The organism is Cupriavidus neocaledonicus (genome assembly GCF_000372525.1).
Lineage (GTDB): Bacteria > Pseudomonadota > Gammaproteobacteria > Burkholderiales > Burkholderiaceae > Cupriavidus > Cupriavidus neocaledonicus.
This window is the reverse complement of the sequence record NZ_AQUR01000074.1, coordinates 56,366-67,198: the sequence shown is the minus strand read 5'-3', so window position 1 is coordinate 67,198 and position 10,833 is coordinate 56,366. Positions and strand designations below refer to the sequence as shown.

The window sequence follows — 10,833 nt, the reverse complement described above, 5'->3', positions numbered from 1 at the left end:
AGCGGCAGCGCCTTGCCGCCGCGCATCTGCTCGTCGGCGGTGATCAGCGCCACCGCGCCGACGTCGACCAGCCGCTCCTGCAGCGACTTGGCGGAGAAGCCGCCGAACACCACCGAGTGCGTGGCACCCAGGCGCGCGCAGGCCTGCATCGCGACCACGCCCTCGACCGACATCGGCATGTAGATCACCACGCGGTCGCCCTTCCTGATGCCGAGCGACTTCAGGCCATTGGCGAAGCGGCACACCTTGGCATGCAGGTCGCGATAGGTGAGGCGGCTGACGGTGCCGTCGTCGGCCTCGAACACGAGCGCGACCTTGTTGGCATTGCCGTTCTGCAGGTTGCGGTCCAGGCAGTTGTACGAGGCGTTGAGCTCGCCGTCCTCGAACCATTGGTAGAACGGCGCGTTGCTCTCGTCCAGCACCTTGGTGAAGGGCTTGTTCCAGTGCAGCAGCTCGCGCGCGTGGCGGGCCCAGAAGCCTTCGTAGTCGCGCCCGGCTTCGTCGCACAGCGCCTGGTAGGCCTCCATGCTGGGAATGGCGGCTTTGGCGCTGGCTTGCGGGGCAGGTGGAAACAGCCTGGCTTCGTGCAGGATGGATTGGAGGGAAGTCATGGATGGTTCGGTCATGGCGCAATGGATGCGGCGCCGATGGAAAAAAAGCCGCCATGGGGCGGCCAGAATCCGGGGACGACAGTGCTGGAGTACGCCGGGGCCCCAACTACCCGGAGACACAGTAGAGGCGCTTGCCACGTACCGGCGGCGCAGGGACGAACTGCCCCGCCGGCGCGCGCTGCTTACCAGGGCAGCGAGTAGGTCTTGGTGTTGCAGAAGCTCTTCATCGCCTCCAGCACGCCCTCCTTGTAGCCAAGGCCGGAATCCTTGATGCCGCCGAACGGCGTCAGCTCCAGCCGGTACCCCGGCACTTCGCGCACATTGACGCTGCCGACCTTCAGCTCGCGCACGAAGCGCGTGATGTAGTCGAGCCGGTTGGTGCAGACCGATGACGACAGCCCATACGCCGTGCCATTCGAGATGCGGATCGCCTCATCAATATCCTTGAAACGGATCACCGGCGACACGGGCCCAAAGGTTTCATGCTTCACCACCGTCATCTCCGGATCCACATGGTCGAGCACGGTGGGCGAATATAGCGCGCCGCGGCGGATATTGCCGTAGCGCAGCGTGGCCCCGGCGGCAATCGCTTCATTGACCACCGCCTCGAACTGGATCGCCGCGGCTTCGTCGATGACGGTGCCCATGTCGACCTTCGGATCCATCGGATCGCCGTAGTTGAGCGCTTCGGTCTTCGCCACCAGCAGGTCGACAAAGCGCTCCGCCACCGACTCATGCACCAGCATGCGCTTGATCGCGGTGCAGCGCTGGCCGGAGTTCTTGTAGGAGCCGCTGGCAGCCAACGTGGCGGCCTCCTCCAAATCGGCATCTTCCATCACGATGATGGGATCGTTGCCGCCCAGCTCCAGCACTTGCCGCTTGTAGGTGGCGGTGGCCGCGATGTACTTGCCGATCGGCACGCCGCCGGTAAAGGTCACCAGGTCGACGTCGGGGTGCGTCAGCATCTCGTCGGCAATCTCGCGCGGGTCGCCGGTGATGACCGACAGCATCTGCGGCGGCAGGCCGGCCTCATACAGGATGTCGGCCAGCATGAAAGCCGCCAGCGGTGTCTTCTCGCTCGGCTTGAGCACCATGCGGTTGTTGGTGGCCACCGCCGGCGCGACCTTGTGGATCACCTGGTTGAGCGGGTGGTTGAACGGCGTGATTGCGGTGATCACGCCCAGCAGCGGCTCGCGCAGGGTATAGACCTTGCGGCTCTTGCCGTGGTGCGTCAGGTCGCACGAGAACACCTGGCCGTCGTCGACCAGCGCCTGGTTGGCGGCGAACAGCAGCACGTCCGAGGCGCGGCCAACTTCGTACAGCGAATCCTTGCGGCACAGGCCGGACTCAAGGGTGATGGTGCGCGAGATTTCATCCAGCCGCGAGGCGATGATCTCGCCCGCGCGCATCAGGATCTTGTAGCGCTCGTAGCGCGTCAGCGTGGGCTGGTAGTCGCGCGCGATGCGGTAGGCGCGGCGCACGTCGTCGAGCGCGGCCTTGGGCACCGTGGCGATGACTTCGCCGGTATAGGGGTAGGTCACCTCGATCACGTCTTCGCGGTAGATCTTCTCGCCGGCGATGCGCAGGGCCTCGTGGCGGATATCGGGAATGGCATGCAATGCGGTCATGGTTTTACCCTCGCGGGTTTCTGAGCAGTGTGTTGAAAGACAATGCGGGCGTCGCAGGGGCCAGCGCGGTGCCGGCCCGTCCGGCTAGCGTTAGCGGCGGATGAACGCCGCGATCACGGCGCTGATCATGCAACTGGCGGCCACGATCGGGAACACCAGCGAGGTATTGCCGGACTGGTCCAGGATGCGGCCGATCAGCGGCTCGCCCAGTCCGGCGAGCAGGTAGGAGAAGAAGTTGAGGATGCCGGTGGCCGTCCCGGCCCGCTTTGCGCCGACCAGGTCCGGACACAGCGCCCAGAACGACGAGGCCGGGCCATAGACGAAGAAACCTGCCAGGAACAGCGCGACGATGGCGCCCATGCCTGTCGGCAGCTGGTACATCACCATCGAGGCGATCGCGCCCAGCACCATGTAGAGCATGATGGCCTTGCTGCGGCTCGAGCCGAACAGCCGGTCCGAGATCCAGCCGTTGGACAGCGCGCCGAACGCCATCCCCACCGGCAGCGCCACCGAGATCCAGGCTGGGTCGATCAGCGTTTCGGCGGTCTTCCAGTTCTTGCCCAGAAAGTGCACCGGTACCCAGACGATCAGACCATAGCGCGCCGCGTTCTGGAAGCCGATCGACAGGCCCGCGATGATCAGGCGCGGATTGCGCAGCACCGCCTTGTAGCGCGACCACGAGCTTTCCTCGGCATCGGTTTCAGGCGTTGTGTGAGCCGTTGTGCGTGCCGTTGTGCGCGGGTCGTCATCCTCGCCCTTGGCCACGCCGGTATCGGGCGACTTGTAGCCGAGGTCTTCCGGCCGCTCGCGCACGATCAGGTAGAAGGTGATGCCGCCCACCAGCATCAGCAGCACCGGCAGGCGGAAGATCCAGCGCCATTCCAGGTGCAGGATGTTCACCACCACGATCGAGGTCACGAACGACAGCACCGAGGCGCAGCCGGCCGCGAACACATAGAAGCCGTAGACCTTGCCGCGTTCTTCGGCGCCCCACCAGTTCGACAGCAAGCGGCTGCCGGGCGCCCAGCCGAGTGCCTGGAAATAGCCGTTGATGCCCCATGGGATCGCCAGGCTCTTGAAGCCGACGGCGAAGCTCACCACCCAGTTGGCCGCGCACGACAGGATCGCGCCGGCGGTCATCACGCGGCGCCCGCCGAACTTGTCGCCGAGATTGCCGTTGATGGCCTGGCCGATGGCATAGCACCACAGCAGGCAGGTCGAAGCCCAGCCCAGCGCTGCCTTCGACAGGCCGAACTCCTCCTGGATGCCGGGAATGGCAAAGCCGAAGGTCTGCCGCCCGGTGTAGAAGAAGAAGTAGCAGAACATGGCGGCCAGCAGCATGCGCCACTGTGCGCGCCGGAACGATTGCTCGGCGGGGGCGACGAACGCCCCTGCCTGGATGCGATCGGCAGTTTCCATGGTTGTCTCCTTTGGTATTGTCGGCCCGTTTGCCGGGCTCATGTGGGCGGGTAAACGCTGGCCGTCGCGAAGCGCTACGCCGGTACTGCGCCGATGAAGTTCCTGCCGCGGGCGCCGTCCAGCGCACGCGCGATCATGGCGCCGGCCTCGGCGTCGGTGACGCCGTAGTCGGCAAACTCGGTCTTCACGCCCAGCCCTTGCAGCAAGGCGCGCAGCCGCTGCTGCCCGCCGGCCAGCGACGGGCCGAACAGCCGCTGCAGCGTGCGGTCGCGATCGGGGCGGCGTGCCCACGCCTTTTCCAGCACCAGCGGCAGCGTGAACGAGCAGGCGATGCCGTGCGGCAGGCCGTGGCGCAGCGTCATTTCGTAGGAGATCGAATGCGCCAGCGCGGTCTTGGTGTTGGAGAACGCCAGTCCGGCCTTGAGTGCGGCCAGTGCCATGCGCTCGCGCAAGGCCAGGTCATCCAGGTGCTGGACCAGCTGCGGCAGCGTTTCGAAGATGTCCTCGACCGCCGATACCGCGAAGGTGTCGGAGACCGGGTTGGCGTTGACGTTCCAGATCGATTCGAGCGCATGGGACAGCGCATCGAGGCCGGTGGCAATGGTGGTGCCGCGCGGCACCGACAGCATCAGTTGCGCATCGACGATGGCCGCCTCGGGCCAGGTCTGGGGCAGGTGCAGCGAGTATTTCTTCTGGTTCGCCGCATCCCAGATGGTTGCCCACGGCGTGACTTCACTACCGGTGCCTGCGGTGGTCGGCACCGCGATCAGCGGCTTGACCTGCGCCGGCGTGAACGACTTGCCGGTCGCCAGCAGGCTGATCAGCGAGTCGAAGCGGCCCGAGCGGGTGCCGACCATCAGCGCCTTGGCGGTATCGATGGCGCTGCCGCCGCCGACGGCGACGATTGCGTCGCAGCGGTCGGCTTGTTCCCAGAAGCGGTTATACAGGTCAGACAACTGCGCGACATCGGGGTTGGGCTGCACGTCTTCGATCAGCCCGGCCAGGTCCGCGCCCAGCAATGCTTCCAGCCGCGCCACCAGTCCCAGCGCGCGCGCTTCCGGGAAGGTCACCACCACGGCGCGCCGGCCGTGCAGCAAGGCCGGCAACCGGTCGAGCGCGCCGGCACCGCAATGGATCGACACGGGGTTGTGGTAGGCATGGGTCATGGGGTCTCCTCGGTTCTGGCTCTGGGTTGCGTTGGCCGCGGTCGGCACCGCGTGCCTGGTTGCCAGAAGTGTGGGAGACGCCAAAGCCCCGGTCCAATCGCATCTTTGACGCGCGGGTGCGCCAAAACCGATGGATCGCCGCGGCGCCGCGCCGGCCTCGGGGAAACCCTGTACGCATCGGCGCGCGGCTGTGGGAGACTCGCCGGACACGCCGCCGCAGCGGCGGCCAGCCCCCATCCGTCCCATGTTCCACCAGTACTACAAGTCGATCCGCTGCTTCCACGCGGTGGCGCGCACCGGCGGCTTCACCGCAGCGGCGCAATACCTGCATATCGGGCAACCCACCGTGACCGACCAGGTCAAGGCGCTGGAGACGCGCTTCGGCGTCGAGCTGTTCCTGCGCAGCGGGCGCGGCGTGCGCCTGACCGATACCGGCGAGCGGCTTTATGCGATCACGCAGGGGCTGTTCGGGCAGGAAGAAGAGGCCATGCAGTTCCTGCACAGCGCGCACAAGCTCAAGACCGGGCTGGTGCGGGTGGGCGCGGTATCACCGCCGATCGCGCTGGGACTGGCGCGCAGCTTCCGCAGCGCGCATGCGGCGCTGGAGCTGACCGTCACCATCGGCTCCGAAGCCTCGGTGCTGCGCGGGCTGCAGGACTTCGACATCGACGTCGGCATCGTCGCCGAGCCAGACCCGGTGGCGGGCCTGCATATCGCGCCTTATCGCAGGGAACGCATCGTCGCGGTAATGCCGGCGGGCCATGCGCTGGCGGCGCGCGCATCGGTCACGCTGCAGGACCTCGCCGGCGAAGCCGTGATCCAGCGCGAGCCGGGCTCGAAGACCCGCGACCGCGTCGAGCGCGCCTGTGCGCAGCAAGGCGTGGCATTGCACTGCGTGATGGAGATCAACAGCCGCGAGGCCATCCTGCATGCGGTGGCGAGCGGCATGGGGCTCAGCTTCGTCACGCAGATCGAATGCATCCCGCTGCCGGGGCTGCAGGTGGTGCCGGTGGACGAGCCGCTGTTGTCGATCGACTATTCCCTGTGCTGCCTGGCGGTGCGCAAGGAGCGTCCCTTGATCTCGGCGCTGTTCGCAGTAGCGCTGGGCGGCGGCTGAGACTGGGACCCGGCGCGCTCGCGTTCGAGTTCAAGCTCGCGCTCGCGCTCGGCCGCGGCCTCGTGGCGGCGCGATCCGTAGCGGCGCGCGTACTGCCAGGTGAACTCCGCCCCGAGCAGGAAGATCTGCGCGGAGTAGTACACCCACAGCAGCAACACCACCAGCGAGCCAGCGGCGCCATAGCCGTTGGCCACGCCGCTCTTGCCGATATACAGCCCGATCAGGAACTTGCCCAGCGTGAACAGCAGCGCCGTCACCGCTGCGCCCAGCCAGACGTCGGGCCAGCGCACCTTGGCGCGCGGCATGATCTTGTAGATCATGGCGAAGACCACCGTGATCAGCACCAGGCTGACCACGGTGTCGAGCACATGGGCGATCAGTTCCTCGGCCCCGAACAGCGGGCCCCACAGGCGGTTGAGCGCGGAGATGCCCGCGCTCAGCAGCAGCGATACCACCAGCAGGAAGCCGATGCCCAGGATCATGCCGAACGACAGCAGGCGCGCGCGCAGCAAGGCGAACAGGCCGGAGGTCTTGCGCCGCTCGGGCACCTCCCAGATCCGGTCCAGCGCCGACTGCAGTTCGGCGAAGACCGTGGTCGCGCCGATCAGCAGCACCACCACGCCGACCACCGCCGTCAGCGCGCTGGCCGCGGGCTTGCTGACCGCAAGCAGCATCGCCTCCACGGTCTTGGCCCCTTCCGGGCCGAGCAGCCCCTGCAGCTGCGCCACCACTTCGCCGCGCGCGGCGTCGTGTCCGAATACCACGCCGGCGACCGAGATCACGATCAGCAGCAGCGGCGCGATCGAGAACACCGTGTAGTAGGCCAGCGCCGCGCCCATGCTGGGGGCGTAGTCTTCCACCCAGGCGTTGACGGTATCCCGCAGCAGCCCGTAAAGCGCGCGGGGCGAGGACAGCAGAACCGACGAAATGGAAGGCATCGCCCGATCCCCAGTCACGATACTGCCCTCCCCCCGCAATTCCCGTTCCTGCCCGCCCGCCATGTGCTGCGGCCATGGCAGGCATGGCGCCACGGGCCGCCAGGGCGCTACCGGCGCGGCACCGGGCTGCCGCAGGTACGCCAGTCGCGCGACCCGTGGAATGCCGGATCGCATGCATTCTTTACAACGTCCGCCTCACGGCGCCTGCATCGACACCCCATAGCTGCCAAAGATGCGCGCCAGCTCGCCGTTGCCGCGCAGCGTGTCCAGCGCCGACTGCAGCGCCTCGGCCAGCTCGCGTTCGCCGGCCTTGACCGCCATGCCGACCGCCCAGCCGCGCGGCGGCAGCAGCGGCGCGCTGATGTCGGTGGCGGCGTAGCGGCTGGCGGCGTGCCCGCCGGCCTTGAGCGCGCTTTCATACTGGGCGCGCGTCACCAGCGCCGCGGCGATCTCGCCGGCGAACAGCGCGTGCAGCGCCAGCCCGGCCTCGGGATAGATCCTGACCCGGTCGCGCAGCGCGCCGCCGCCGGCCGACAGCAGCGCATTGGCCCCGGCCGAGCCCGCGGCCGCGCCGGTGGGCTGGCCGGCCAGGTCTTCCAGGCCGCGCACGTCCGGCACGCGCTCGCGGTCGCGCACCAGCACGAAGGTCTCGCGGTAGTAGGGGGCGACGATCAGGGCCTTGTCGTTGGCGCGCATGAAGGCGCGGTCGACCGGCACGTGCAGCATCACGTCGGCCGGCCCGTAGCCCAGGTAATGGCCGCGCCAGACCATCGCGCGCAGGTCGTCGGCCATGTTCTCGTCGGCATCGAACGGCATCAGCGCCACCGACAGGCCCAGCGCCTTGCCCAGCGCCTGCGCCAGCGCCACGTCGATGCCGGCGTACTGGCTGCCGGCCAGCGACGAGAACGGCGGCAGGCCCTTGTACACCGCCACCTTGAGCGTGCCGGCCTGGCGGATGCGGGCCAGGTCGGCATGCGCCGGCGACATGCCGAGCCAGGCGGCGGCAGCCAGCACGATGCAGCCGAGCCAGCGCGCCAGCCGCGCCGGCGGCGCGGACAGGACGGAAATGGTAAGCCGTGGGCCGCGCACAGGGCTGTCAGGCATGGCATTGCTCCAGTTGGACGAAAGGGACCGGCGGCATCGATCGCGCCGGCGCCGCGCTTACTCGTGGCGCGATTCCAGATAGGTCTTGATGGCCCAGACCGCCTCCTGGCTCAGCACGCCGTCGAACGGCGGCATGTAGACGCGGCCGTCGCGGGTGCGGCCCTTGCGCACGGTGGTGGCGTAGAACTGCGAAATCTCGCTCTGGCAGGCCTGCTTCTTCTTTGCGTCGGCCAGGGCGACGCAGTCGCTGTCCAGCTTGCGCAGGTCGGGGGCAATGCCGCCCGACACGGCCTCGAGCCCGTGGCAGCGCGCGCAGTTCTGGTTGTACGCCGACGAGCCGATGCGCAGCGCCTCTTTGTGCGCATCGCCGCTGCGGTAGGGATTGTCCGGACGCCATTCGTCGCCCAGCTGTGGTAACGCTTTGGTATCGACGGCCTGGGGCGTGACATCGCCGTGGGCCAGCACCGGGCCGGCGGAAAAAGCGGTCAGGGACGCGCAAAGCGCGAGCAAGGCGAGCAGGCGGCGCTGCGTTTTCATGGATGTCTCCTACAGTGATGGGGCTGGCTATTGTTTGCTGCTTTGGTTTGCCTCATTTCCGCAAGAGCCATACCAACGCGGCGCGCGGCGAAAATGCCTCGTTTGCCAGGCAAAATCCGCCTGGGCAACGCCACGCCGCGGCAGCGGTGTCCCGGAATGTCACACCCTGGCAAGTGTTTTGCTTCACCACGCAACACTGTCGAGCCCGCCCCCGGGGCGGCCGGCAGCGACCCGCGCAAAGATCGCGGGCGGATTTTCCACAAGGAGACCGAGACATGACCATCCAGCCGGATCCGGCCCGTGCGCGCGCGGACGCCCCTGACGCCCCCACTCATGCCGGGCAGCACGAGCGTGCCGAGCTGATCGCCCAGGCCCACCAGCGCTCGGAGTCTTATGGCCTGCGCCCCTATGAGTCGCCCGGTTTCTGCCCGGTACTGCAGAGCGAGCTGAAGACCCGGATCGAGCGCAGCCAGTCGCTTTTCACCTATGCCCTGCCGGTGATGGAGACGCTCCACGACCAGATCGTCGACACCCAGAGCATGATCGTGCTGACCGATGCCGACGGCCTGATCCTGCACGCCATGGGCGACGACGACTTCCTCGCGCGCGCCGACAAGATCTCGCTGCGCCCGGGCTCGGAGTGGTCGGAGGCGCGCCGCGGCACCAACGCCATCGGCACGGCGCTGGCCGAGAACCGCGCCACGCTGGTCCACGGCGCCGACCATTACCTGGAGGCCAATCAGTTCCTGACCTGCTCGTGCATGCCGATCCTGGACCCTTACGGCAAGACCGTGGGCGCGCTGGACGTGACCGGCGACCAGCGCGGCTTCCACAAGCACACCATGGCGCTGGTGCGGATGTCGGCGCAGATGATCGAGAACCAGCTGTTCGGCAACGCCTTCCGCGACATGGTGTGCATCCGCTTCCATTCGCGCGCCGAGTTCCTCGGCACGCTGGTGGAGGGCATCGTCTCGTTCACGCCCGGCGGGCGCTTCCTGTCGGCCAACCGCAGCGGGCAGTTCCAGCTGGGCCTGTCCAACGGCGCGCTGCAGGCGCATACCTTCTCGTCGCTGTTCGGGCTGTCGATGTCGCAGCTGTTCGACGCGGCGCGCGCGGCCCATGCGGGCATCGTCCAGCTGCACCTGCCCAGCGGCGTCAAGGTCAGCGCGCGCGTGGAATGGAAAACCCCGGCCGCGGCGCTGCCCAGCGGCACCGAGGCGCGCCACGCGGGTGCGAGCGGCGCCAGCGGCATGCCGCGCGGCCTGGCGGCGGGCCCGGCCCCCTCGCCGGGGCTGGATGAGCTGGACACGGGCGACGCCCAGATCCGCGCCGTGATCGGCAAGCTGCGCAAGGTCATCGGCAAGGACATCCCGGTGATGGTGCTGGGCGAAACCGGCACCGGCAAGGAACTGATGGCGCGCGCCATCCACGCCGACAGCGGGCGCCGCGCCGGCCCCTTCATCGCCGTCAACTGCGCCTCGATCCCGGAAAACCTGATCGAGTCCGAGCTGTTCGGCTACGAGGAGGGCGCCTTCACCGGCGCGCGCAAGAAAGGCGGCATCGGCAAGATGCTGCTGGCCAACGGCGGCACCCTGTTTCTCGACGAGATCGGCGACATGCCGCTGCACCTGCAGGGGCGCCTGCTGCGCGCGCTGCAGGAGCGCGCGGTATCGCCGCTGGGCAGCAGCAAGGTGATCCACATCGACGTCTCGGTGGTGTGCGCCACCAACCGCAACCTGCGCGACCTGGTCGCCAGCGGCCAGTTCCGCGAAGACCTGTACTACCGCCTCAACGGACTGGTGGTGCGGCTGCCGGCGCTGCGCGAGCGCAGCGACCTCGACGTGGTGGCCGGCAAGCTGCTGCGCCAGGACCATGGCGGCAGCGGCCCCGGTGCGGACAGTGCGGACAACAACGTGCCCCGCATCAGCGACGCCGTGATGGCGCTGTTCCGCCGCTACCACTGGCCGGGCAATATCCGCCAGCTCGGCAACCTGCTGCGCACCGCGCGGCTGATGGCCGAAGGCGAAGCCGAGATCACCGAGGAGCACCTGCCCGACGATTTCCTTGACGACCTGCGCGAGGCGCAGGCGCAGGCAACGGCGCCCGCGGCCGCGCCGGCCGTGGCGCTGGCGCAGGGCCCGCAGCCCACGCGGCTGGCCGAGGTCGAGGCGATGGCGATCGTGGCCACGGTCAAGGCGCACAACGGCAATATCTCGGCGGCGGCCAAGGCGCTGGGGATCTCGCGCAATACGGTCTACCGCAAGATGGAAGAGGCGCGCGGACTGCCGCACCAGGGCAGCTGACCCGGGCGGC

The 10,833-nt window shown here is 68.2% G+C and carries 9 protein-coding genes; 2 read left to right on the top strand and 7 right to left on the bottom strand.

Annotation, left to right across the window (positions count from 1 at the left end):
- The 4 genes from A3AG_RS0104700 to psrA form a co-directional block, all read right to left on the bottom strand.
- Positions 1-611: AMP-binding protein (locus tag A3AG_RS0104700; RefSeq protein ID WP_157625324.1), on the bottom strand; the 611-nt coding region annotated here is incomplete at its 3' end.
- A 182-nt stretch (positions 612-793) separates the two neighbouring features.
- Complete coding sequence (gene phnY / locus A3AG_RS0104695; protein WP_018004311.1) at positions 794-2,239, bottom strand: phosphonoacetaldehyde dehydrogenase; 1,446 nt, start codon at positions 2,237-2,239, stop codon at positions 794-796.
- A 90-nt stretch (positions 2,240-2,329) separates the two neighbouring features.
- Positions 2,330-3,658, bottom strand: a complete 1,329-nt coding sequence (locus A3AG_RS0104690) for an MFS transporter (RefSeq protein ID WP_018004310.1) — start codon at positions 3,656-3,658, stop codon at positions 2,330-2,332.
- Between the two features lie 74 nt (positions 3,659-3,732).
- A complete protein-coding gene (gene psrA, locus A3AG_RS0104685) occupies positions 3,733-4,824 on the bottom strand; it encodes an iron-containing alcohol dehydrogenase PsrA (protein WP_018004309.1) in 1,092 nt (363 codons plus the stop codon).
- A 244-nt stretch (positions 4,825-5,068) separates the two neighbouring features.
- On the opposite strand from psrA, the gene A3AG_RS0104680 reads away from it, so the two are divergent.
- Positions 5,069-5,941: a LysR substrate-binding domain-containing protein gene (locus tag A3AG_RS0104680; protein ID WP_018004308.1), complete on the top strand. Its 873-nt coding sequence runs from the start codon at positions 5,069-5,071 to the stop codon at positions 5,939-5,941.
- On the opposite strand, the gene A3AG_RS0104675 is transcribed toward A3AG_RS0104680, so the two are convergent.
- The 3 genes from A3AG_RS0104675 to pedF form a co-directional block, all read right to left on the bottom strand.
- On the bottom strand, positions 5,860-6,879 hold the full coding sequence (locus A3AG_RS0104675; RefSeq protein ID WP_018004307.1) for a YihY/virulence factor BrkB family protein: 1,020 nt from the start codon (positions 6,877-6,879) through the stop codon (positions 5,860-5,862). The genes A3AG_RS0104680 and A3AG_RS0104675 overlap by 82 nt on opposite strands.
- A gap of 195 nt (positions 6,880-7,074) precedes the next feature.
- A complete protein-coding gene (locus A3AG_RS0104670) occupies positions 7,075-7,983 on the bottom strand; it encodes a substrate-binding periplasmic protein (protein WP_018004306.1) in 909 nt (302 codons plus the stop codon).
- A gap of 57 nt (positions 7,984-8,040) precedes the next feature.
- Positions 8,041-8,520, bottom strand: a complete 480-nt coding sequence (pedF, locus tag A3AG_RS0104665) for a cytochrome c-550 PedF (RefSeq protein ID WP_018004305.1) — start codon at positions 8,518-8,520, stop codon at positions 8,041-8,043.
- Between the two features lie 275 nt (positions 8,521-8,795).
- Here pedF and A3AG_RS0104660 point away from each other — a divergent pair, with 275 nt between their 5' ends.
- Positions 8,796-10,823 carry a sigma-54-dependent Fis family transcriptional regulator gene (locus A3AG_RS0104660; protein WP_018004304.1) on the top strand — a complete coding sequence of 676 codons (2,028 nt, stop codon included), beginning with the start codon at positions 8,796-8,798 and terminating at the stop codon, positions 10,821-10,823.
- The last annotated feature ends 10 nt before the right edge of the window (positions 10,824-10,833 follow it).

What these genes read in the sequence shown, in the direction of transcription:
- phnY (WP_018004311.1), bottom strand. Translation starts at nt 2,239, where the DNA reads ATGACCGCATTGCATGCCATTCCCGATATCCGCCACGAGGCCCTGCGC.
- A3AG_RS0104690 (WP_018004310.1), bottom strand. Translation starts at nt 3,658, where the DNA reads ATGGAAACTGCCGATCGCATCCAGGCAGGGGCGTTCGTCGCCCCCGCC.
- psrA (WP_018004309.1), bottom strand. Translation starts at nt 4,824, where the DNA reads ATGACCCATGCCTACCACAACCCCGTGTCGATCCATTGCGGTGCCGGC.
- A3AG_RS0104680 (WP_018004308.1), top strand. Translation starts at nt 5,069, where the DNA reads ATGTTCCACCAGTACTACAAGTCGATCCGCTGCTTCCACGCGGTGGCG.
- A3AG_RS0104675 (WP_018004307.1), bottom strand. Translation starts at nt 6,879, where the DNA reads ATGCCTTCCATTTCGTCGGTTCTGCTGTCCTCGCCCCGCGCGCTTTAC.
- A3AG_RS0104670 (WP_018004306.1), bottom strand. Translation starts at nt 7,983, where the DNA reads ATGCCTGACAGCCCTGTGCGCGGCCCACGGCTTACCATTTCCGTCCTG.
- pedF (WP_018004305.1), bottom strand. Translation starts at nt 8,520, where the DNA reads ATGAAAACGCAGCGCCGCCTGCTCGCCTTGCTCGCGCTTTGCGCGTCC.
- A3AG_RS0104660 (WP_018004304.1), top strand. Translation starts at nt 8,796, where the DNA reads ATGACCATCCAGCCGGATCCGGCCCGTGCGCGCGCGGACGCCCCTGAC.